We start from the raw sequence: 21,941 nt of genomic DNA, 5'->3' as shown, positions 1-21,941 counted from the left end.
CGACGGTGCCCGGCGGCCGGTGCGCCGGACCGGCGTCCGCCCTCTCCCGCCGGGTGCGTCACCTCCTCGGGCACTGCCCAAGACCGTCGTCCCACCCGTAACGTGTGGCGCGGCCACGGATCACGTGGCGCACGGCGAGCACGAGAGAGAGGCAGCACCCGATGCCCCCCTTCGACGTCCCCGAGGGCGACCCCTTCGGCCCGCACAACCTTCCGTACGGCGTGTTCTCCCTGCCCGGCTCGCCGGAGCGGACGGTCGGTGTCCGGCTCGGCGACCACGTCCTGGACGCCGGCGCCGCCGCCCACGCGCTCGGCTCGCCCTACGTCACCCTGCTCGCCCGGCCCACCCTCAACCCGCTCCTCGCGGCCGGCCGCACCACCTGGTCGGACGTGCGGCGCGCGCTGACCGCCTGGGTGACGGTGCCCGCCCACCGCGAGGCCATCGAGCCGCTCTTCCACCCGCTGTCCTCGGTGGAGCTGCACCTGCCCTTCGAGGTCGCCGACTACGTCGACTTCTACGCCTCCGAGAACCACGCCCGCAACGTCGGCCAGATCTTCCGCCCCGACGCCGAGGACTCCCTCACCCCCAACTGGAAGCACCTCCCCATCGGCTACCACGGCCGCTCCGGCACGGTCGTCGTCTCGGGCACCGACGTCGTCCGCCCGTCGGGCCAGCGCAAGGCACCCGCCGACGCCGCCCCGGTCTTCGGCCCCTCCGTCCGCCTCGACATCGAGGCCGAGGTCGGCTTCGTGGTGGGCACGCCCTCCGAGCGGGGGCGTCCGGTGGCCCTCGGCGACTTCCGCGAGCACGTCTTCGGCCTGTGTCTGCTCAACGACTGGTCGGCCCGGGACGTCCAGGCCTGGGAGTACGTGCCCCTCGGCCCGTTCCTCGGCAAGTCCTTCGCCACCTCGGTGTCGGCCTGGATCACCCCGCTCGACGCCCTGGACGAGGCCCGGGTGGCCCCGCCCGCGCGCACCCACGAACTGCTGCCCTACCTGGACGACACCGACCCCGTGCAGGTCGAGCCCGGCGGCTACGACCTCCGCATCACCGTCGCCGTCAACGGCCACGTCGTCTCCGAACCGCCCTTCTCCACCATGTACTGGACGGCCGCCCAGCAGCTCGCCCACATGACGGTCAACGGGGCCTCCCTGCGCACCGGCGACCTCTACGGCTCGGGCACGGTGAGCGGGCCCGACGCCGGGCAGCGCGGCTCCCTCCTCGAACTGACCTGGAACGGCCGCGACCCGCTGGAACTTCCCGACGGCAAGCGGACCTTCCTGGAGGACGGCGACGAGGTGACCCTGACGGCCTGGGCCCCGGGGCCGGACGGCGCCCGGGTGGGCCTCGGCGAGGTGACCGGACGCGTGACCGGGCGCCCGGACGGGGGCGCGGACCGGGGCCCAGACCTCGGGTGACCCTCCGCGCCGCGATCCGATCGCGTCCGGCACCTGACTCGCACCGCCCGGCACCGTCATACTGGCGTCGGGCGGTGTGCGCGAGACGGTCCGGCCGGCTCCGACCCGGCCCCGTTCCGCCCGTCCGCGCCACCCGCGCAGCAGTCCCACCGCACCAGAGCCAGAGCCGACCTCCCGACCAGGATCCGGAGCCCGTGGCATGACCGTCTGCCTGCTCCTGCTGTTCGCCGTCGCCGCGACCGCCGCCGTGCCGGCGCCGCGCGCGCTGACCCGGTCGGCCTGGCCGGAGCGGGACCCCGTGGTGGCGCTGTGGGTCTGGCAGTGCCTGGTCGCCACGGTGCTGCTGTGCTGCCTGACCGCCCTGGCGCTCGGTGCCGCGGCCGTCTTCGGCACCGTCCGCGCCCAGCTCTTCGCCCCGGCGCCGCCGGCGGTGACCGCCGCGTACGACCTCTCCGCCGGCCCGGTCTGGGCGGCCGTACTGACCCTGCTGCTCGCCGGCGGCGCGGCCTGGACGACCGCCATGCTGGCCCGCGAACTCGTCGAGGCCCGCCGGCGCCGCTCGCGCTCCCGCGCCCAGCTGGACGAACGCGCCCCCGAGCTGCCCGCCGGGCTCGCCGCCGGACGCGGTCCGCTGCTGGTCCTGGAGGACGAGTACCCGGACGCCTGGTGGATGCCGGGCAGCCCGCCCCAGCTCATCGTCACCACCGGCGCCCTGCACCGCCTCACCGACCACCAGCTCGACGCCGTCCTCACCCACGAGCGCGGCCACGCCCGCGCCCACCACGACTGGCTGCTGCACCTGTCCACCGCACTGGCCACCGGATTCCCCCGCATCCCGCTCTTCGCGCACTTCTGCGACCAGACGCACCGGCTGGTCGAACTCGCCGCCGACGACACGGCCTCCCGCCGCTGCGGCAACCTGACGACGGCGCTGGCCCTGATCGAGTTGAACCAGCACCGCGGCGTGCTGTCCTGCGCCTCCAGCCACCGCCTCCTCGGCGAGCGGGTCGACCGACTGCTCGAGCCCCTGCCCAGGCTGGCGCCCCGCCGCCGCGCCCTCGCGACGGCGATCGCGGCGCTGGTGCCGCTGCTGCCCCTGCTGATCACTTTCGCGCCGGGGCTGACGGCGCTCGCTTAGACGCTGCGCGGGCTCATATCCAGTCGTCGGGCTCGGGCTCGTCCGTGGGCCAGGCGTCCTCACCGGACGCGGGCGCGGTGTCCTGCGCCTCGGGCGCCGCCCCGCCGCTCAGGCCGGCCAGCACCGCCAGCACGCCCTCCCCGTACGTCGCCAGCTTCTTCTCGCCCACGCCGCTGATCCCGCCGAGCTGTCCGACGGAGGTCGGCCACACCGTGGCGATCTCGCGGAGTGTGGCGTCGTGGAAGATCACGTACGCCGGGACGCCCTGCTCGCGGGCCTGCTCCGCCCGCCAGGCGCGCAGCGCCTCGAAGGCGGGGAGCAGCTCCTCGGGCAGCTCGGCCGCGGCGGCCTTCGCCTTGCGCTCGCCCCGGGTGCCCGTGCCCTTCGCGGCGGCCGGACGCTCGGGCTCCTTGCGCAGCGGCACCTCCTGCTCGCGCCGCAGCACCGCCCCGCTGGCCTCGGTCAGCACCAGCGTGCCGTACTCCCCCTCGACGGCGAGCAGACCCTGGGCGAGCAACTGCCGGGCGACGCCACGCCATTCGCCCTCGCCCAGCTCCTCGCCGATGCCGAAGACGGACAGCTGGTCGTGGTCGAACTGGATCACCTTCGCGGTGCGCTTGCCCAGCAGGATGTCGATGATCTGCCCGGCGCCGAACTTCTGCCCCCTCTCCCGCTTGAGGCGGACCACGGTGGAGAGCATCTTCTGCGCCGCGACCGTGCCGTCCCAGGTCTCCGGCGGGACCAGGCAGGTGTCGCAATTGCCGCAGCCGGCCGGGTCGGGTTCCTGGCCGAAGTAGGCGAGGAGCTGGCCGCGGCGGCAGCGGGCCGTCTCGCACAGCGCGAGCATCGAGTCGAGGTGGCCCTGGGCCCGCCGGCGGAACGCCTCGTCGCCCTCGCCGGACTGGATCAGCTTGCGCTGCTGTATGACGTCGTTCAGCCCATACGTCATCCAGGCCGTGGACGGCAGGCGGTCGCGGCCCGCGCGGCCGGTCTCCTGGTAGTAGCCCTCGACCGACTTGGGCAGGTCCAGGTGGGCGACGAAGCGGACGTCCGGCTTGTCGATGCCCATGCCGAAGGCGATGGTCGCGACCACGACCAGGCCCTCCTCGCGGAGGAAGCGGGACTGGTGGGCGGCGCGGGTGCCCGCGTCCAGTCCTGCGTGGTACGGCACCGCCTCCACGCCGTTGCGGGAGAGGAACTCGGCGGTCTTCTCCACGGAGTTGCGCGAGAGGCAGTACACGATTCCGGCGTCCCCGGCGTGCTCCTCGCGCAGGAAGGCCAGCAGCTGCTTCTTGGGCTCCGTCTTCGGCACGATCCGGTACTGGATGTTGGGCCGGTCGAAGCTGGCCTCGAAGTGCCGCGCCGACGGCATGCCCAGGCGCTCGGTGATCTCCTTGTGCGTGGCGCGGGTGGCCGTCGCGGTGAGGGCGATGCGGGGCACGTCCGGCCAGCGCTCGCCCAGCAGGGACAGGGAGAGGTAGTCGGGGCGGAAGTCGTGGCCCCACTGGGCGACGCAGTGCGCCTCGTCGATCGCGAAGACGGAGATCTTGCCGCGGGAGAGCAGGTCGAGCGTGCTGTCCAGGCGCAGCCGCTCGGGCGCGAGGTAGAGCAGGTCCAGCTCGCCGGCGAGGAACTCGGCCTCGGTCATCCGGCGCTCGTCGAAGTCCTGCGTGGAGTTCATGAACCCGGCCCGCACGCCGAGCGCCCGCAGCGCGTCCACCTGGTCCTGCATGAGGGCGATGAGCGGCGAGACCACGATGCCGGTGCCCGGGCGGACCAGGGCCGGGATCTGGTAGCACAGCGACTTGCCGCCGCCGGTCGGCATGAGCACGACGGCGTCGCCGCCGGCGATCACATGCTCGACGATCGCCGCCTGCTCGCCCCGGAAGGCGTCGAACCCGAAGACCCGGTGCAGCGCGGCCAGCGCCGCACTGTCCGTCGCCCCGGTCTCCGTCACCCCGGTGTCCGCCGTCCCTGCCATGCCCTCGATCACGCCCGTCCCGCCCATCGCTCCGACCCCCGTACGTCCTGCCCTGTCCGTCCTGTCCCGACCACTGCCTCCACGATAGGGGTCCGCGCCGACATGCTCGGAGTTATCCACAGGCTGTGGCGACGGGGCCGTCAAGGACACGACCGTCGTTCACACGTTCGCGGGAGACTCGTCCGTTTCCGGTCGATAGTCTGATTGCACCCGCGAGACTCCGTCGCATGGGAGCACTGATGAGCGTCGCACCGAAGGCGTCAACGCCGGACTGGCCTGTCCCGCCCGAGGGCGGTTGGACCGCCGACGACCTGGACCGGCTTCCGAATCTGCCTCCGCATACGGAACTGATCGACGGGAGTCTCGTCTTCGTGAGTCCGCAGACCCTCTTCCACTCACGCACCGTGAGCTTCTTCGAGTGGCAGCTCCAGTCGCTGGCACCGACGGAGTTCGATGTCGTGCGCGAGTTCACGATCGACATCGACCAGCAGAATCGGCCTGAACCGGACGTGATCGTGGTCAGGGGGGACGTGGTCGACGACCCGGAGCAGACTCGTTACCCGGCGGCGGCCGTCACCCTGGCCGTCGAGGTCGTCTCCGCCGAGTCGGTCTCCCGCGACCGCGAGACCAAGCCGCTGAAGTACGCGCGCGCCGGCATCGCCCACTACTGGCGCGTGGAGAACGAGAAGGGCATGGCCGTGGTGCACGCCTTCGAGCTGGAGCCCACCACTGGCGCCTACGTCAGCGTGGGGATCTTCCGTGAGCGGATGAAGGTGGCCGCGCCCTTCCCTCTGGACCTGGATCTGACCGGCATCAAGATGCGTCGCGGCGGCGTCTGACCGGGAGCACGGCGACGGCCCGGCACCCCCCGAGGGCGCCGGGCCGCAGCCGTGTCCGTGGAGCCGGGGTCAGCGGACGAACACCCCCGCCTGGCCCGCCAGGTCCAGGAAGTACTGGGGTGCCACGCCCAGGACCACCGTGACCGCGACGCCCACGCCGATCGCCGTCATCGTCAGCGGTGACGGCACCGCGACCGTCGGGCCCTCGGGGCGGGGCTCGCTGAAGAACATCAGGACGATCACGCGGATGTAGAAGAACGCCGCGACGGCCGACGAGATCACGCCGACGACCACCAGTGGGGCCGCGCCGCCCTCCGCCGCCGCCTTGAAGACGGCGAACTTGCCCGCGAAGCCGCTGGTCAGCGGGATGCCGGCGAAGGCGAGCAGGAAGACCGCGAAGACCGCCGCGACCAGCGGCGAGCGGCGGCCGAGGCCCGCCCACTTCGACAGGTGCGTCGCCTCGCCGCCCGCGTCGCGGACCAGGGTGACGACCGCGAAGGCGCCGATCGTCACGAAGGAGTACGCGGCCAGGTAGAAGAGGACGGAGGAGACGCCGTCGGGGGTGGTGGCGATGACGCCCGCGAGGATGAAGCCCGCGTGGGCGATCGACGAGTAGGCCAGCAGCCGCTTGATGTCGGTCTGGGTGATCGCGACGATCGCGCCGCCCAGCATGGTGACGATCGCCACCGCCCACATCACCGGCCGCCAGTCCCAGCGCAGGCCGGGAAGGACGACGTACAGCAGGCGCAGCAGCGCGCCGAAGGCCGCGACCTTGGTGGCCGCCGCCATGAAGCCGGTGACCGGCGTCGGGGCGCCCTGGTAGACGTCCGGCGTCCACATGTGGAACGGCACCGCGCCGACCTTGAACAGCAGGCCCATCACGATGAGCGCGGAGCCGACCAGCAGCAGCGCGTCGTTGCCCATGGTGTCGGCGAGCGCCGGGGTGACGTTCTTCAGGGTGCCGTCGACGACCCGCCCGATCGTGCCGTACGCCATGGAGCCCGAGTAGCCGTACAGCAGGGCGATGCCGAACAGGGTGAAGGCGGAGGCGAAGGCGCCGAGGAGGAAGTACTTGACCGCCGCCTCCTGCGACACCAGCCGCTTGCGGCGGGCCAGCGCGCACAGCAGGTAGAGCGGGAGGGAGAAGACCTCCAGGGCGACGAAGAGCGTCAGGAGATCGTTGGCGGCGGGGAAGACCAGCATGCCGGCGACGGCGAAGAGGAGGAGGGGGAAGACCTCCGTGGTGGTGAAGCCCGCCTTCACCGCCTTCTGCTCGGCCTCGCTGCCGGGCACCGCCGCCGCCTGCGCGGCGAAGGAGTCGACGCGGTTGCCGTGCGCCTCGGGGTCGAGGCGGCGCTCGGCGAAGGTGAAGAGGCCGACCAGGGCGGCCAGCAGGATGGTGCCCTGGAGGAACAGGGCGGGCCCGTCGACCGCGATGGCGCCCATCGCGGCGATGCCCGCCTTCGTGGTGCCGTACCCCTTCGCCGCGAGCGCGACGACCGCGGCGAAGGCGGCGACGATCGCCACCGTGGAGACGAACATCTGGGCGTAGTAGCGGGACCGGCGCGGCACGAAGGCCTCCACCAGGATCCCGACGATCGCGGCGCCGAGGATGATCAAGGTGGGCGACAACTGCCCGTACTCGATCTTCGGTGCGTCGATCTTGGCGATCGGGTCGGCTGCCGCCGCCGTTGTCCACAGGCTGTGGACGGCTGTTGCGCTCACTTGGCCGCCTCCACCTCGGGCCGGGGGTCCTTCTTGTGTACGTCGGAGAGGGTCTGCTTGACCGCCGGGTTGACGATGTCCGCGACGGGCTTGGGATAGACGCCCAGGAAGATCAGCAGCACCACCAGGGGCGCCACCACCAGCAGTTCGCGCGCCCGCAGGTCGGGCAGCGCCGCCACCTCGGGCTTCACCGGGCCCGTCATCGTCCGCTGGTAGAGGACGAGGGTGTAGAGGGCGGCGAGCACGATGCCGAAGGTGGCGATGATGCCGACCACCGGATAGCGGGTGAACGTGCCGACCAGGACCAGGAACTCGCTCACGAACGGGGCGAGCCCCGGCAGGGAGAGCGTGGCCAGGCCGCCGATCAGGAAGGTGCCGGCCAGCACCGGCGCGACCTTCTGCACGCCGCCGTAGTCGGCGATGAGCCGAGAGCCGCGGCGCGAGATCAGGAAGCCCGCGACCAGCATCAGCGCGGCCGTCGAGATGCCGTGGTTGACCATGTACAGGGTCGCGCCGGACTGGCCCTGGCTGGTCATCGCGAAGATGCCCATCACGATGAAGCCGAAGTGCGAGATCGACGCGTACGCCACCAGCCGCTTGATGTCCCGCTGGCCGACCGCGAGCAGCGCCCCGTAGATGATGCTGATCAGCGCGAGGACCAGGATGACCGGCGTCGCCCACTTGCTGGCCTCGGGGAAGAGCTGGAGGCAGAAGCGGAGCATCGCGAAGGTGCCCACCTTGTCCACGACCGCCGTGATGAGCACGGCGACCGGGGCGGTGGCCTCCCCCATGGCGTTGGGCAGCCAGGTGTGCAGCGGCCACAGCGGCGCCTTCACCGCGAAGGCGAAGAAGAAGCCGAGGAACAGCCACCGCTCGGTGTTGGTCGCCATGTCGAGGGAGCCGTTGGCGCGGGCCTCGGCGATCTCGGCGAGCGAGAAGTTCCCCGCGACCACGTAGAGGCCGATCACCGCGGCCAGCATGATCAGGCCGCCGGCCAGGTTGTAGAGGAGGAACTTCACCGCGGCGTACGACCGCTGGGTGGCCGCCACCTGCTCGCCGTGCTGGTGGGCCCGGTCCCCGAAGCCGCCGATGAGGAAGTACATCGGGATGAGCATGGCTTCGAAGAAGATGTAGAAGAGGAAGACGTCGGTGGCCTCGAACGAGATGATCACCATCGCCTCGACGCCGAGGAGCAGGGCGAAGAAGCCCTGCGTCGGCCGCCACCGGCTGCTGCCGGTCTCCATCGGGTCGGCGTCGTGCCAGCTCGCCAGGACGATGAACGGCATGAGGACGGCGGTCAGGGCGATCAGCGCCACCGCGATGCCGTCCACGCCCAGTTCGTAGCGGACGCCGAAGTCGGCGATCCAGGCGTGCGACTCGGTGAGCTGGTAACGGTCGCCGTCCGGGTCGAAGCGGACCAGGACCGCGATCGCGAGGGCGAGGGTGGCCAGCGAGAAGAGCAGCGCGAGCCACTTGGCCGCGGTGCGCTTCGCCGCCGGCACCGCCGCCGTGGCGATCGCCCCGACGGCCGGGAGCACCGCCGTCGCTGTCAGCAGGGGAAAGGACATCGGTATCAGACCGCCCTCATCAGCAGGGTCGCGGCGACGAGGACCGCCGCGCCGCCGAACATCGAGACCGCGTAGGAGCGCGCGAACCCGTTCTGGAGCTTGCGCAGCCGCCCGGACAGGCCGCCGACCGAGGCCGCGGTGCCGTTGACCACCCCGTCGACCAGGGTGTGGTCGACGTAGACCAGCGAGCGCGTCAGGTGCTCGCCGCCGCGGACCAGGACGACGTGGTTGAAGTCGTCCTGGAGCAGGTCGCGCCGGGCGGCCCGGGTGAGCAGCGACCCGCGCGGGGCGACGGCCGGGACCGGGCGGCGCCCGTACTGAGCCCAGGCGAGGACGACGCCGACGACCATGACGGTCACCGTGGCGGCCGTCACCGTCGTCGCGCCGATCGGCGCGTCGCCGTGGTCGTGGCCGGTGACCGGCTCCAGCCAGTGCAGGAAGCGGTCGCCGATGCTGAAGAAGGCGCCGCCCGCGACCGAGCCGACGGCCAGCACGATCATCGGGATGGTCATGAGCTTCGGCGACTCGTGCGGGTGCGGGACCGCGTGGTCGCCGTGCTCCTCGGCGGCCGGCTCCACGTCGGGACTGGCCGAAGCCGGGGCCGGTGCCGTGCGCCAGCGCTCCTCGCCGAAGAAGGTCATGAGCATCACGCGCGTCATGTAGTACGCGGTGATCGCGGCGCCCAGGAGGGCGACGCCGCCGAGGATCCAGCCCTCGGTGCCGCCCTTGGCGAACGCCGACTCGATGATCTTGTCCTTGGAGAAGAAGCCGGACAGGCCGGGGAAGCCGATGATCGCCAGGTAGCCGAGGCCGAAGGTGACGAAGGTGACCGGCATGTACTTGCGCAGGCCGCCGTAGCGGCGCATGTCCACCTCGTCGTTCATGCCGTGCATCACCGAGCCGGCGCCGAGGAACAGGCCGGCCTTGAAGAAGCCGTGGGTGACCAGGTGCATGATGGCGAAGACGTAGCCGATGGGGCCGAGGCCGGCGGCGAGCACCATGTAGCCGATCTGCGACATGGTCGAGCCGGCCAGCGCCTTCTTGATGTCGTCCTTCGCGCAACCGACGATCGCACCGAACATCAGCGTGACCGCGCCGACCACCGTGACCACGAGCTGCGCGTCCGGCGCGCCGTTGAAGATGGTCGCCGAGCGGACGATCAGGTACACGCCCGCCGTCACCATCGTCGCCGCGTGGATGAGGGCCGAGACCGGGGTCGGGCCCTCCATCGCGTCGCCGAGCCAGGACTGAAGGGGCACCTGGGCGGACTTGCCGCAGGCGGCGAGCAGCAGCATCAGGGCGATCGCGGTCAGCTTGCCCTCGCCGGCCTGCCCGGCGATGCCGGGGTCGTCCACGCTGCCGAGCACCGGCCCGAAGGCGAAGGTGCCGAACCAGAGGAACATCAGCATGATGGCGATCGACAGGCCCATGTCGCCGACGCGGTTGACCAGGAAGGCCTTCTTCGCGGCGGTGGCGGCGCTGGGCTTGTGCTGCCAGAAGCCGATCAGCAGGTACGAGGCGAGGCCGACGCCCTCCCAGCCGACGTACAGCAGCAGGTAGTTGTCGGCGAGGACCAGGATCAGCATCGCCGCGAGGAACAGGTTCAGGTAGCCGAAGAAGCGGCGGCGGCGCTCGTCGTGCTCCATGTAGCTCACCGAGTACAGGTGGATGAGCGAGCCGACGCCGGTGATCAGCAGCACGAACGTCATCGACAGCTGGTCGAGCCGGAAGGCGATGTCCGCCTGGAAGCCCTCCACCGGGACCCAGCTGAACAGGTGCTGCGTCAGGGTGCGGTCCTCGGAGCCCCGGCCGAGCAGGTCGGAGAAGAGGACGACGCCGATCACGAAGGACGCGGCGGCGAGCAGCGTGCCGAGCCAGTGGCCTACGGCGTCGAGGCGGCGGCCGCCGCAGAGCAGCACCGCCGCTCCGAGCAGGGGCGCCGCCACCAGCAGCGCAAGGAGATTGTCCACGATGTCTTCCGACCCCTCAGAGCTTCATCAGGCTGGCGTCGTCGACCGAGGCCGAGTGGCGGGAACGGAACAGCGACACGATGATCGCCAGCCCCACCACGACCTCGGCGGCGGCGACGACCATCGTGAAGAAGGCCATGATCTGACCGTCCAGATTGCCGTGCAGCCGGGAGAAGGCGACGAACGCGAGGTTGCAGGCGTTGAGCATCAGCTCCACGCACATGAACACCACGATCGCGTTGCGCCGGATCAGCACGCCCGTGGCGCCGATGGTGAACAGCAGGGCGGCGAGATACAGGTAGTTGACCGGATTCACTTGGACGCCTCCTCGGCCCGCTTGCCCCGCACCGGGTCGACGGCCCGGCGCTCCAGGCGCTCCTCGGCGCGCTGCTCCATGGCCTTCAGGTCGTTCAACGCCTCCATGGAGACGTCCCGGACCTGGCCGCGCTCGCGCAGCGTCTTGCTGACGGTCAGCTCGGACGGCGTGCCGTCGGGGAGCAGGCCCGCGATGTCGACCGCGTTGTGCCGGGCGTAGACGCCAGGGGCCGGCAGCGGCGGCAGTTGGCGGCCGTCGCGGACCCGCTTCTCGGCCATCTCGCGCTGCGTGGCGGAGCGTTCGGTGCGCTCGCGGTGGGTGAGCACCATGGCGCCGACGGCGGCCGTGATGAGCAGGGCGCCGGTGATCTCGAAGGCGAAGACGTACTTGGTGAACAGCAGGGCGGCGAGGCCCTCCACATTGCCGTTCGCGTTCGCCTTGCCGACGCCGCTGAACTCCGTGAGCGAGGCGTTGGCGATGCCGGCGATCAGCAGGACGCCGAAGCCGAGGCCGCTGACCAGGGCCAGCCAGCGCTGGCCCTTGATGGTCTCCTTCAGGGAGTCCGCCGCGGTGACGCCGACCAGCATCACCACGAACAGGAAGAGCATCATGACCGCGCCCGTGTAGACGACGATCTGCACGATGCCGAGGAAGTAGGCGCCGTTGGCCAGGTAGAAGACCGCCAGGACGATCATGGTGCCGGCCAGGCAGAGCGCGCTGTGCACGGCCTTCTTCATGAAGACGGTGCACAGGGCGCCGATCACCGCGACCGTGCCGAGGATCCAGAACTGGACGGCCTCTCCCGTAGACGTGGAGTAGGCGGCGGCGAGCTGCGCGCTCATCGGCGGATCACCTCCTCCGACGCCGGCTCCTCCGGGCCGAAGGTGGAGGCCGACTCCTGGACGACCTCGCCCTTGGAGTGCGCGACCTGCTGCTCGGTGCCGGGCGCGGCCTCGGTGACCAGGCCGCGGTAGTAGTCCTGCTCGTCGGTGCCCGGGTAGATGGCGTGCGGCGAGTCGACCATGCCCTCCTCCAGGCCGGCGAGGAGCTGCTCCTTGGTGTAGATGAGGTCGGCGCGGCTGGAGTCGGCCAGCTCGAACTCGTTGGTCATCGTCAGCGCGCGCGTGGGGCACGCCTCGATGCACAGGCCGCACAGGATGCAGCGGGCGTAGTTGATCTGGTACACCCGCCCGTACCGCTCGCCCGGGGAGTAGCGCTCCTCGTCGGTGTTGTCCGCGCCCTCCACATAGATCGCGTCGGCGGGGCACGCCCAGGCGCACAGCTCGCAGCCGACGCACTTCTCCAGGCCGTCCGGATGGCGGTTGAGCTGGTGCCGTCCGTGGAAGCGGGGCGCGGTGGTCTTGGGCTGCTCCGGATACTGCTCGGTCAGCCGCTTCTTGAACATGGCCTTGAAGGTCACGCCGAAGCCGGCCACGGGGTTCTGGAAACCGGGCTTGGTCTCCTTGGGCTCCTCAGCCATCGGACGCCTCCTTTCCCTCGGTGGATCGGCCGGAAGATTCATCACTCTGAGTATCGGGGCCACCACTGACAATCAGCTCCCGCTCCCGCTGCGGGCGGCGCCGCGGTACCGGCGGCAACTCCTGTCCCGGCAGTGGCGGCACGGGGAATCCGCCGGCCATCGGGTCGAAGCCGACCGGCTCCCCGGCGGCCTCCTCGTCCCCGCGGCCCTTGGTGCGGAAGGCGTCCGCGACGAAGGAGAGCAGCAGCAGGGCGAGCACGCCGCCGCCGACGTAGAGCGCGATGTCGGTGAAGTCGTAGTCCTCGTTGCGCAGCGCCCGGATGGTGGCGACCAGCATCAGCCACACCAGGGAGACCGGGATGAGGACCTTCCAGCCGAGCTTCATCAGCTGGTCGTAGCGGACGCGGGGCAGGGTGCCGCGCAGCCAGATGAAGAAGAACAGCAGCAGCTGGACCTTGACGGTGAACCAGAGCAGCGGCCACCAGCCGTGGTTGGCGCCCTCCCAGAAGGTGCTGACCGGCCAGGGGGCGCGCCAGCCGCCGAGGAAGAGGGTGGTGGCGACGGCCGAGACGGTCACCATGTTGACGTACTCGGCGAGCATGAACATCGCGAACTTGATGGACGAGTACTCGGTGTTGAAGCCGCCCACCAGGTCGCCCTCGGACTCGGGCATGTCGAAGGGGGCGCGGTTGGTCTCGCCGATCATCGTGACGATGTAGAGGATGAAGGAGACCGGCAGCAGCACGATGTACCAGCGGTCCGACTGGGACTCCACGATGGTCGAGGTCGACATGGACCCCGAGTAGAGGAACACCGAGGCGAACGCGGCACCCATGGCGATCTCGTAGGAGATCATCTGCGCGCAGGAGCGCAGTCCGCCGAGGAGCGGGTACGTCGATCCCGAGCTCCAGCCGGCCAGGACGATGCCGTAGATGCCCACCGAGGCGACCGCCAGGATGAACAGCATGGCGATCGGCAGGTCGGTCAGCTGCATGGCGGTGCGGTGGCCGAAGATCGAGACCTCGTTGCCGGCCGGGCCGAAGGGGATCACCGCGATCGCCATGAAGGCGGGGATCGCCGCCACGACCGGCGCGAGGACGTAGACCGCCTTGTCCGCGCGCTTGACGATGACGTCTTCCTTGAGCATCAGCTTGATGCCGTCGGCCAGCGACTGGAGCATGCCCCAGGGGCCGTGCCGGTTGGGCCCGATGCGCAGCTGCATCCAGGCGACGACCTTGCGCTCCCAGACGATGGAGAACAGCACGGTCACCATCAGGAAGGCGAAGCAGAACACCGCTTTGACGACCACCAGCCACCAGGGGTCGCTGCCGAACATGGAGAGGTCTTCGGCGGCGAGGAGCGGGCTCATGCGTCCACCTCCTCGGTGGCCTCGCCGGCGGACACCGCCGGACCGATACGGACGAGGGACCCGGGCAGGACGCCCGCCTCGCTGGAGACACCGGTGCCGGCGGAGTTCAGCGGCAGCCAGACCACCCGGTCGGGCATCTCGCTGATCTCCAGGGGCAGCGCGACCGAGCCCGCGGGGCCGGTCACGGTGAGCAGCTCGCCGTTCTCGACGCCCGCCTCGGCGGCCGTGGCGGCCGACACGCGCGCGCATGCGGCGTGCCGGGTGCCGGCCAGCGCCTCGTCGCCCTGCTGGAGCAGGCCCTGGTCGAGGAGGAGGCGGTGCCCGGCGAGGACGGCCTCCCCGGCGGCCGGGCGGGGCAGCGCGCCCGCGGTGACGGCCGGCTCGCCGGCCCGGGGGCCGTCCCAGGGGCCGAGCCGGTCGATCTCCGCGCGCGTGGTGCGCAGGTCCGGCAGGCCGAGGTGGACGTCCATGGCGTCGGCGAGCATCTGGAGCACGCGCGCGTCGGTGGGCGCCAGGCGGCGGGTCATCTGGTCGGGCTTGAGCGCGGCCTCGAAGAAGCGGACCCGGCCCTCCCAGTTGAGGAAGGTGCCGGCCTTCTCGGCGACCGCCGCGACCGGCAGCACCACGTCGGCGTGGTCGGTGACCTCGCTGGGCCGCTGCTCCAGGGAGACCACGAACCCGGCCTCCGCGAGCGCCGCACGCGCGCGTGCCGGGTCGGGCAGGTCGGCGACCTCCACGCCCGCGACGAGCAGCGCCTGCAGTTCGCCGCGGACGGCGGCGTCGACGATCTCGCCGGTGTCGCGGCCGTAGCGGTGCGGCAGGTCGGCCAGGCCCCAGACGGCGGCGACCTCCTCCCGCGCGCGCGGGTCGGTGGCCGGGCGGCCCCCGGGCAGCAGGGACGGCAGCGCGCCCACTTCTACGGCACCGCGCTCCCCCGCCCGGCGCGGGATCCACACCAGCCCGGCCCCGGTCGCGGCGGCCGTGCGCACCGCGGCGGTCAGCCCGCCCGCGACGGACGCCAGCCGCTCCCCTACGACGATGACGGCGCCCTCCGCGCGCAGCGCCTCGGCGGCGCCGGTGCCGGACTCCTCCAGGCCGACCCCGCCGGCCAGCGCGTCCAGCCACTCGGTCTCGGTGCCGGGCGCGGCCGGCAGCAGCGTGCCGCCCGCCTTGGCCAGGCCCCGGGTGGCGTGGGTGGCCAGGGAGTACACCTGCTGGCCGTGCCTGCGCCACGCCTTGCGCAGCCGCAGGAAGACGCCGGGCGCCTCCTCCTCGGCCTCGAAGCCCACCAGGAGCACGGCGGGCGCCTTCTCCAGGAGGGTGTACGTGACGCCGGTGCCGTCCAGGTCGCGGCCGTGGCCGGCGACGCGGGCGGCGAGGAAGTCGGCCTCCTCGACGCTGTGCACGCGCGCGCGGAAGTCGATGTCGTTCGTATCGAGCGCCACGCGCGCGAACTTGCTGTACGCGTAGGCGTCCTCCACGGTGAGCCGGCCGCCGGTCAGCACGCCGGTCCGGCCGCGCGAGGCGAGCAGCCCCTGGGCGGCGATCTGGAGGGCCTCCGGCCAGGACGCCGGCTCCAGTTCGCCCTCCGCGCTGCGCACCAGCGGCGTGGTCAGCCGCTCCTTGGTCTGCGCGTAGCGGAAGCCGAAGCGGCCCTTGTCGCAGATCCACTCCTCGTTGACCTCGGGGTCCTCCGCCGCGAGCCGGCGCATCACCTTGCCGCGCCGGTGGTCGGTACGGGTCGCGCAACCGCCGGAGCAGTGCTCGCACACCGACGGGGAGGAGATCAGGTCGAAGGGGCGGGAGCGGAACCGGTAGGCGGCCGAGGTGAGCGCGCCGACCGGGCAGATCTGGATGGTGTTGCCGGAGAAGTACGACTCGAAGGGGTCGCCCTCGCCGGTGCCGACCTGCTGGAGCGCGCCGCGCTCGATCAGCTCGATCATCGGGTCGCCCGCGACCTGGTTGGAGAACCGGGTGCAGCGGGCGCACAGCACGCACCGCTCGCGGTCGAGCAGCACCTGCGTGGAGATCGGCACGGGCTTCTCGTAGGTCCGCTTCCTGCCCTCGAAGCGGGAGTCGGCCTGGCCGTGCGACATGGCCTGGTTCTGCAGCGGGCACTCGCCGCCCTTGTCGCAGACCGGGCAGTCCAGCGGGTGGTTGATGAGCAGCAGCTCCATCACGCCGTGCTGCGCCTTCTCGGCGGCCGGCGAGGTGAGCTGGGTCTTGACCACCATCCCGTCGGTGCAGGTGATGGTGCAGGACGCCATCGGCTTGCGCTGGCCCTCGACCTCGACGATGCACTGCCGGCAGGCGCCGGCCGGGTCGAGGAGCGGGTGGTCGCAGAACCGGGGGATCTCGATGCCGAGCCGCTCGGCGGCCCGGATGACCAGGGTGCCCTTGGGCACGCTGATCTCGATGCCGTCGATGGTCAGCGAGACCAGGTCCTCGGGCGGCACCGCCGCCTCGCCCCCGCCGGAGGGGGCGTTCGTGGTCACCGTCATGCGTTCACCTCCGTGCGGTCGGCCCAGGCCGTGGACTTGGCCGGGTCGAAGGGGCAGCCGCGGCCCGTGATGTGCTGCTCGTACTCCTCGCGGAAGTACTTCAGCGAGGAGAAGATCGGCGCGGCGGCGCCGTCGCCGAGGGCGCAGAAGGACTTGCCGTTGATGTTGTCGGCGATGTCGTTCAGCTTGTCGAGGTCGCTCATGGCGCCCTTGCCGGCCTCGATGTCGCGCAGCAGCTGCACCAGCCAGTAGGTGCCCTCGCGGCACGGGGTGCACTTGCCGCAGGACTCGTGGGCGTAGAACTCGGTCCAGCGGGTGACGGCGCGGACCACGCAGGTCGTCTCGTCGAAGCACTGGAGTGCTTTCGTGCCGAGCATGGAACCCGCGGCACCCACTCCTTCGTAGTCAAGGGGGACGTCGAGGTGCTCGTCGGTGAACATCGGTGTCGAGGAGCCGCCCGGCGTCCAGAACTTCAGCCGGTGGCCGGGGCGCATGCCCCCGCTCATGTCGAGGAGCTGGCGCAGCGTGATGCCGAGCGGCCCCTCGTACTGGCCGGGGCTCGCGACGTGGCCGCTGAGCGAGTAGAGCGTGAAGCCCGGGGACTTCTCGCTGCCCATCGACCTGAACCAGTCCTTGCCCCTGTTCAGGATGGCGGGAACCGAGGCGATGGACTCGACGTTGTTCACTACAGTCGGGCAGGCATAGAGCCCTGCCACAGCAGGGAAGGGAGGACGGAGCCGCGGCTGGCCGCGGCGGCCTTCGAGCGAATCGAGCAGCGCGGTCTCCTCACCGCAGATGTACGCGCCCGCGCCCGCGTGCACGGTGAGTTCCAGGTTCACCCCGCTGCCCAGGATGTCCTCGCCCAGGAATCCAGCGGCATGGGCCTCGCGCACGGCCTCGTGCAACCGCCGCAGGACGGGGACGACTTCACCCCGCAGGTAGATGAACGCATGCGACGAACGGATCGCGTAGCACGCGATCACGATGCCCTCGATGAGGCTGTGCGGGTTCGCGAAGAGGAGCGGGATGTCTTTACAGGTTCCCGGCTCCGACTCGTCGGCGTTGACAACAAGATAGTGAGGCTTGCCGTCCCCCTGCGGGATGAACTGCCACTTCATCCCGGTGGGGAACCCCGCGCCGCCGCGTCCGCGCAGACCGGAGTCCTTGACGTACGCGATCAGGTCGTCCGGCGACATGGCCAGCGCCTTGCGCAGCCCCTCGTACCCCTCGTGCCTCCGGTAGACGTCCAGCGTCCACGACGCGTCCTCGTCCCAGAAGGCCGACAGCACGGGTGCGAGCAGCTTCTCCGGGCCGGTGTCGTCCTTGATCTCGGCTGCCAAGGTCATCACTCCCCCTCCTCGGCGGTCGGCCCCGCGGGGTGGGACGGGTCGGAGGCCGAGGTCTGCTCCGGCTCGTCGTGCGAACTGAGGTGCTTGGGCGGCGCCGGGTCGTGCTCGGCGCCCTGCTGGGGCGCGCCCTGGTCCCGGGGCGCGTCGTGCGCACCGCCGCCACCGTCGTGCGGCCCGCCGTCCCGCGGGTGCACCACGCGCGCGGCGGCCACTTCCCCCTTGGCCAGCTTCAGCCCGGCCAGGGAGGCGGGACCCGCGCTGCCGCCGGCCGCGACGGCGCCGTCCCGCTCGTCCGGGAAGCCCGCCAGGATCCGGGCGGTCTCCTTGAAGGTGCACAGCGGCGCCCCGCGGGTCGGCGTGACCGGCCGGCCCGCGACCAGGTCGTCCACCAGGTGCCGGGCGCTGTCCGGGGTCTGGTTGTCGAAGAACTCCCAGTTGACCATCACGACCGGGGCGAAGTCGCAGGCCGCGTTGCACTCGATGTGCTCCAGGGTGACCTTGCCGTCCCCGGTCGTCTCGCCGTTGCCGACGCCGAGGTGCTCCTGGAGCGACTCGAAGATCGCGTCGCCGCCCATCACCGCGCACAGCGTGTTGGTGCACACGCCGACCTGGTAGTCCCCGCTGGGCCGGCGCCGGTACATGGAGTAGAAGGTCGCCACCGCGGTGACCTCGGCGGTGGTCAGGCCGAGCACGTCGGCGCAGAACCGCATGCCCGTGCGCGTGACGTGGCCCTCCTCGGACTGCACGAGGTGCAGCAGCGGCAGCAGGGCGGAGCGGGAGTCCGGGTAGCGGGCGACGACCTCGCGCGCGTCGGCCTCAAGGCGGACGCGGACGTCGTCCGGGTAGGCGGGGGCCGGCAGCTCCGGCATGCCCAGGCCGACGCCCCGGTCCGTGGGGTTCGTGGTCACCGGTCGACGCCTCCCATCACGGGGTCGATGGACGCCACCGCGACGATGACGTCGGCGACCTGGCCGCCCTCGCACATCGCCGCCATGGCCTGCAGGTTGGTGAAGGACGGGTCGCGGAAGTGGACCCGGTAGGGGCGGGTGCCGCCGTCGGAGACGACGTGCGCGCCCAGCTCGCCCTTGGGCGACTCGACCGCCGCGTACGCCTGTCCCGGCGGCACGCGGAAGCCCTCGGTGACCAGCTTGAAGTGGTGGATCAGGGCCTCCATGGAGGTGCCCATGATCTTCTTGATGTGGTCGAGGGAGTTGCCGAGCCCGTCGGGTCCCAGCGCGAGCTGGGCGGGCCAGGCGATCTTCTTGTCGGCGACCATCACCGGTCCCGGCGCCAGCCGGTCCAGGCACTGCTCGACGATGTGCAGCGACTGGCGCATCTCCTCCAGGCGGATGAGGAAGCGGCCGTAGGAGTCGCAGGTGTCGGCGGTGGGCACCTCGAAGTCGTACGTCTCGTAGCCGCAGTACGGCTGGGACTTGCGCAGGTCGTGCGGGAGGCCGGTGGAGCGCAGGATCGGACCGGTGGCGCCGAGCGCCATGCAGCCGGCCAGGTCGAGGTAGCCGACGTTCTGCATGCGGGCCTTGAAGATGGGGTTGCCGGTGGCGAGCTTGTCGTACTCCGACAGGTTCCCCTGCATCTTCTTCACGAAGGCCCGGATGTGGTCCACCGCGCCGGGCGGCAGGTCCTGGGCGAGGCCGCCGGGGCGGATGTAGGCGTGGTTCATCCGCAGGCCGGTGATCAGCTCGTAGATGTCCAGGATCAGCTCGCGGTCCCGGAAGCCGTAGATCATGATCGTGGTGGCGCCCAGCTCCATGCCGCCGGTGGCGATGCACACCAGGTGGGAGGAGAGCCGGTTCAGCTCCATCAGGAGCACCCGGATGATCGTCGCCCGGTCCGGCACCTGGTCCTCGATGCCGAGGAGCTTCTCGACGCCCAGGCAGTACGCCGTCTCGTTGAAGAACGAGGTCAGGTAGTCCATGCGCGTCACGAAGGTGGTGCCCTGCGTCCAGTTCCGGTACTCGAGGTTCTTCTCGATGCCGGTGTGCAGGTAGCCGATGCCGCAGCGGGCCTCGGTGACCGTCTCGCCGTCGATCTCCAGGATCAGGCGGAGCACCCCGTGCGTGGAGGGGTGCTGGGGGCCCATGTTGACGACGATGCGCTCGTCGTCGGCGCGGGCCGCGGACTGGACGACCTCGTCCCAGTCGCCGCCGGTGACCGTGTAGACGGTGCCTTCGGTGGTCTCGCGGGAGGATGCGTGCGAGGTGCTCACGAGTACGACCTCCGCTGGTCCGGAGCCGGGATCTGGGCGCCCTTGTACTCGACGGGGATGCCGCCGAGGGGGTAGTCCTTGCGCTGCGGGTGGCCCTGCCAGTCGTCCGGCATCATGATCCGGGTCAGGGCGGGGTGGCCGTCGAAGACGATGCCGTAGAAGTCGTACGTCTCGCGCTCGTGCCAGTCGTTGGTCGGGTAGACCTGGAAGAGCGACGGGATGTGCGGGTCGGCGTCGGGGGCGCTGACCTCCAGGCGGATCAGCCGGTTGTGGGTGATCGAGCGCAGGTGGTAGACGGCGTGCAGCTCGCGGCCCTTGTCGTTCGGGTAGTGCACGCCGCTGACGCCGGTGCACAGCTCGAAGCGGAGCGCCGGGTCGTCGCGCAGGGTGCGGGCGACGCGGACCAGGTGCTCGCGCTCGATGTGGAAGGTCAGCTCGCCGCGGTCGACGACCGTCTTCTCGATGGCGTTGGCCGGCAGCAGGTCCTGCTCCTCCAGGGCGCCCTCCAGCTCGTCGGCGACCTCGTCGAACCAGCCGCCGTAGGGCCGGGCGGCGGGGCCCGGCAGGCGGACGGAGCGGACCAGGCCGCCGTAGCCGGAGGTGTCGCCGCCGTTGTTGGCGCCGAACATGCCGCGCTGGACGCGGATCTGCTCGCCGCCCTGGCCGCGCTGGCCGGGGAGGTTCTCGGCGGAGAGGTCCTTCTCGGGGTTCACCCCGTTCCCGCCGGCGTCCCCGTGGCCGGCGGCGTCGCCCTTGCCGGCGGCGTCGCCCTTGCCGTTCGCGTCGCTCATCGCAGCAGCCCCTTCATCTCGATGGTGGGCAGGGCCTTGAGCGCCGCCTCCTCCGCCTCGCGGGCCGCCTCCTCGGCGTTCACGCCGAGCTTGGAGTTCTGGATCTTGTGGTGCAGCTTGAGAATGGCGTCCATCAGCATCTCGGGGCGGGGCGGGCAGCCGGGCAGGTAGATGTCGACCGGGACGATGTGGTCGACGCCCTGGACGATCGCGTAGTTGTTGAACATGCCGCCCGAGGAGGCGCAGACCCCCATGGAGATCACCCACTTCGGGTTCGGCATCTGGTCGTAGACCTGCCGCAGCACCGGCGCCATCTTCTGGCTCACCCGGCCGGCCACGATCATCAGGTCCGCCTGCCGCGGGGAGCCGCGGAAGACCTCCATGCCGAAACGCGCCAGGTCGTAGCGGCCTGCGCCGGTGGTCATCATCTCGATGGCGCAGCACGCCAGGCCGAAGGTGGCCGGGAAGACGGACGACTTGCGCACCCAGCCCGCGGCCTGCTCCACGGTGGTCAGCAGGAAGCCGCTCGGCAGCTTTTCTTCGAGTCCCATGTCTAAGAGCCCCTCAGTCCCATTCCAGCCCGCCGCGCCGCCACACGTACGCGTACGCGACGAAGACGGTGAGCACGAAGAGCAGCATCTCCACGAGCCCGAAGATCCCCAGGGCGTCGAAGGTGACGGCCCAGGGGTAGAGGAAGACGATCTCGATGTCGAAGACGATGAAGAGCATCGCCGTCAGGTAGTACTTGATGGGGAAGCGCCCGCCGCCGGCCGGCGTGGGGGTCGGCTCGATGCCGCACTCGTATGCCTCGAGCTTGGCGCGGTTGTACCGCTTCGGACCGATCAGCGTGGCCATGACCACGGAGAAGATCGCAAAGCCTGCCCCGAGGGCTCCCAGTACGAGGATGGGCGCATAGGCGTTCACCGCTCCTCGCTCCTCTCAGTCGGCACTGACTGCTGGCGGTGTGCATCAGGCTCACCACCGGCCCCGCCAGTCCCACGAGCCCCGCTGGTCCCGGTGGTTCCGGCGAAGATCGCGAACATGTGAAGCAGGTCACAAGCCCAACTGCCTCGCATCCTATGCCTGCCGCTCTGTGATCTGCGACACGGGGTATTCCACAAGCTTTGTGATCTCCACCACCTGACGAAGGATCATGAACACGGAGGACCGGTGATCTTCACACAAGAAGCGTTCAGTTGATCACCAGAAGTGACATTCCGCTGAGTCGCCGCTGGCCAGAGGCGGTGCACGAGGGTCGTCTCCATATCA

General features: G+C 71.0%; 18 protein-coding genes. 3 read left to right on the top strand and 15 right to left on the bottom strand.

The window, feature by feature from the left end:
- The first annotated feature begins 161 nt into the window (after window positions 1-161).
- Both fahA and ACGFZL_RS06630 read left to right on the top strand, forming a co-directional pair.
- Window positions 162-1,418, top strand: coding sequence for a fumarylacetoacetase (fahA, locus tag ACGFZL_RS06635; RefSeq protein ID WP_393689860.1), 1,257 nt, complete (start codon window positions 162-164; stop codon window positions 1,416-1,418).
- Window positions 1,419-1,617: 199 nt separating this feature from the next.
- Entirely contained in the window at window positions 1,618-2,556 is a 939-nt protein-coding gene (locus tag ACGFZL_RS06630) for a M56 family metallopeptidase (RefSeq protein WP_355167449.1), read from the top strand.
- Between the two features lie 13 nt (window positions 2,557-2,569).
- Here ACGFZL_RS06630 and recQ read toward each other — a convergent pair whose 3' ends face one another.
- A complete protein-coding gene (gene recQ / locus ACGFZL_RS06625) occupies window positions 2,570-4,564 on the bottom strand; it encodes a DNA helicase RecQ (protein WP_393689858.1) in 1,995 nt (664 codons plus the stop codon).
- Between the two features lie 212 nt (window positions 4,565-4,776).
- Here recQ and ACGFZL_RS06620 point away from each other — a divergent pair, with 212 nt between their 5' ends.
- The gene (locus tag ACGFZL_RS06620) at window positions 4,777-5,376 is read left to right on the top strand and encodes a Uma2 family endonuclease (RefSeq protein WP_393689856.1); all 600 of its coding nucleotides are present in this window, start codon (window positions 4,777-4,779) and stop codon (window positions 5,374-5,376) included.
- 69 nt (window positions 5,377-5,445) lie between these two features.
- Here the strand turns inward: ACGFZL_RS06620 and nuoN are convergent, their stop codons facing one another.
- From nuoN to ACGFZL_RS06550, 14 genes are read right to left on the bottom strand one after another with little or no spacing between them, the layout of a single operon-like run.
- Window positions 5,446-7,101 carry an NADH-quinone oxidoreductase subunit NuoN gene (gene nuoN, locus ACGFZL_RS06615; RefSeq protein WP_393689854.1) on the bottom strand — a complete coding sequence of 552 codons (1,656 nt, stop codon included), beginning with the start codon at window positions 7,099-7,101 and terminating at the stop codon, window positions 5,446-5,448.
- Entirely contained in the window at window positions 7,098-8,669 is a 1,572-nt protein-coding gene (locus tag ACGFZL_RS06610; RefSeq protein WP_393689852.1) for an NADH-quinone oxidoreductase subunit M, read from the bottom strand. Before ACGFZL_RS06610 ends, nuoN begins: the two co-directional genes overlap by 4 nt.
- A gap of 5 nt (window positions 8,670-8,674) precedes the next feature.
- The gene (gene nuoL / locus ACGFZL_RS06605) at window positions 8,675-10,639 is read right to left on the bottom strand and encodes an NADH-quinone oxidoreductase subunit L (RefSeq protein ID WP_393689850.1); all 1,965 of its coding nucleotides are present in this window, start codon (window positions 10,637-10,639) and stop codon (window positions 8,675-8,677) included.
- Window positions 10,640-10,655: 16 nt separating this feature from the next.
- Complete coding sequence (gene nuoK / locus ACGFZL_RS06600; RefSeq protein ID WP_355167441.1) at window positions 10,656-10,955, bottom strand: NADH-quinone oxidoreductase subunit NuoK; 300 nt, start codon at window positions 10,953-10,955, stop codon at window positions 10,656-10,658.
- Window positions 10,952-11,797, bottom strand: a complete 846-nt coding sequence (locus ACGFZL_RS06595; RefSeq protein ID WP_393689847.1) for an NADH-quinone oxidoreductase subunit J — start codon at window positions 11,795-11,797, stop codon at window positions 10,952-10,954. The genes nuoK and ACGFZL_RS06595 overlap by 4 nt, the downstream gene beginning before the upstream one ends.
- A complete protein-coding gene (gene nuoI, locus ACGFZL_RS06590) occupies window positions 11,794-12,435 on the bottom strand; it encodes an NADH-quinone oxidoreductase subunit NuoI (RefSeq protein WP_393689845.1) in 642 nt (213 codons plus the stop codon). The genes ACGFZL_RS06595 and nuoI overlap by 4 nt, the downstream gene beginning before the upstream one ends.
- The gene (gene nuoH, locus ACGFZL_RS06585) at window positions 12,428-13,804 is read right to left on the bottom strand and encodes an NADH-quinone oxidoreductase subunit NuoH (RefSeq protein ID WP_393689843.1); all 1,377 of its coding nucleotides are present in this window, start codon (window positions 13,802-13,804) and stop codon (window positions 12,428-12,430) included. Before nuoH ends, nuoI begins: the two co-directional genes overlap by 8 nt.
- Entirely contained in the window at window positions 13,801-16,305 is a 2,505-nt protein-coding gene (locus tag ACGFZL_RS06580; protein WP_393689841.1) for an NADH-quinone oxidoreductase subunit G, read from the bottom strand. Before ACGFZL_RS06580 ends, nuoH begins: the two co-directional genes overlap by 4 nt.
- Window positions 16,302-17,654, bottom strand: coding sequence for an NADH-quinone oxidoreductase subunit NuoF (gene nuoF / locus ACGFZL_RS06575; protein ID WP_355167431.1), 1,353 nt, complete (start codon window positions 17,652-17,654; stop codon window positions 16,302-16,304). The genes ACGFZL_RS06580 and nuoF overlap by 4 nt, the downstream gene beginning before the upstream one ends.
- Window positions 17,651-18,523, bottom strand: a complete 873-nt coding sequence (gene nuoE, locus ACGFZL_RS06570; protein ID WP_393690186.1) for an NADH-quinone oxidoreductase subunit NuoE — start codon at window positions 18,521-18,523, stop codon at window positions 17,651-17,653. The genes nuoF and nuoE overlap by 4 nt, the downstream gene beginning before the upstream one ends.
- 35 nt (window positions 18,524-18,558) lie before the next feature.
- On the bottom strand, window positions 18,559-19,881 hold the full coding sequence (locus ACGFZL_RS06565) for an NADH-quinone oxidoreductase subunit D (RefSeq protein WP_393689838.1): 1,323 nt from the start codon (window positions 19,879-19,881) through the stop codon (window positions 18,559-18,561).
- The gene (locus ACGFZL_RS06560; protein ID WP_393689836.1) at window positions 19,878-20,672 is read right to left on the bottom strand and encodes an NADH-quinone oxidoreductase subunit C; all 795 of its coding nucleotides are present in this window, start codon (window positions 20,670-20,672) and stop codon (window positions 19,878-19,880) included. The genes ACGFZL_RS06565 and ACGFZL_RS06560 overlap by 4 nt, the downstream gene beginning before the upstream one ends.
- Window positions 20,669-21,223, bottom strand: a complete 555-nt coding sequence (locus ACGFZL_RS06555; RefSeq protein WP_029381065.1) for an NADH-quinone oxidoreductase subunit B family protein — start codon at window positions 21,221-21,223, stop codon at window positions 20,669-20,671. Before ACGFZL_RS06555 ends, ACGFZL_RS06560 begins: the two co-directional genes overlap by 4 nt.
- Window positions 21,224-21,236: 13 nt before the next feature.
- Window positions 21,237-21,596, bottom strand: coding sequence for an NADH-quinone oxidoreductase subunit A (locus ACGFZL_RS06550; protein ID WP_003992243.1), 360 nt, complete (start codon window positions 21,594-21,596; stop codon window positions 21,237-21,239).
- Window positions 21,597-21,941 lie beyond the last annotated feature (345 nt).

Source organism: Streptomyces sp. NPDC048182, from assembly GCF_043202555.1.
Lineage (GTDB): Bacteria > Actinomycetota > Actinomycetes > Streptomycetales > Streptomycetaceae > Streptomyces.
Note: the sequence above shows the minus strand (reverse complement) of the source record. Positions and strands in the feature narration are given on the sequence as shown.

Excerpts from the sequence above, each read along its gene's own strand:
- ACGFZL_RS06555 (WP_029381065.1), bottom strand. The coding sequence starts at position 21,223 with ATGGGACTCGAAGAAAAGCTGCCGAGCGGCTTCCTGCTGACCACCGTG.
- ACGFZL_RS06595 (WP_393689847.1), bottom strand. The coding sequence starts at position 11,797 with ATGAGCGCGCAGCTCGCCGCCGCCTACTCCACGTCTACGGGAGAGGCC.
- nuoE (WP_393690186.1), bottom strand. The coding sequence starts at position 18,523 with ATGCCGGAGCTGCCGGCCCCCGCCTACCCGGACGACGTCCGCGTCCGC.
- fahA (WP_393689860.1), top strand. The coding sequence starts at position 162 with ATGCCCCCCTTCGACGTCCCCGAGGGCGACCCCTTCGGCCCGCACAAC.
- ACGFZL_RS06630 (WP_355167449.1), top strand. The coding sequence starts at position 1,618 with ATGACCGTCTGCCTGCTCCTGCTGTTCGCCGTCGCCGCGACCGCCGCC.
- ACGFZL_RS06620 (WP_393689856.1), top strand. The coding sequence starts at position 4,777 with ATGAGCGTCGCACCGAAGGCGTCAACGCCGGACTGGCCTGTCCCGCCC.
- recQ (WP_393689858.1), bottom strand. The coding sequence starts at position 4,564 with ATGGGCGGGACGGGCGTGATCGAGGGCATGGCAGGGACGGCGGACACC.
- ACGFZL_RS06560 (WP_393689836.1), bottom strand. The coding sequence starts at position 20,672 with ATGAGCGACGCGAACGGCAAGGGCGACGCCGCCGGCAAGGGCGACGCC.
- nuoI (WP_393689845.1), bottom strand. The coding sequence starts at position 12,435 with ATGGCTGAGGAGCCCAAGGAGACCAAGCCCGGTTTCCAGAACCCCGTG.
- ACGFZL_RS06580 (WP_393689841.1), bottom strand. The coding sequence starts at position 16,305 with ATGACGGTGACCACGAACGCCCCCTCCGGCGGGGGCGAGGCGGCGGTG.
- ACGFZL_RS06610 (WP_393689852.1), bottom strand. The coding sequence starts at position 8,669 with ATGTCCTTTCCCCTGCTGACAGCGACGGCGGTGCTCCCGGCCGTCGGG.
- nuoH (WP_393689843.1), bottom strand. The coding sequence starts at position 13,804 with ATGAGCCCGCTCCTCGCCGCCGAAGACCTCTCCATGTTCGGCAGCGAC.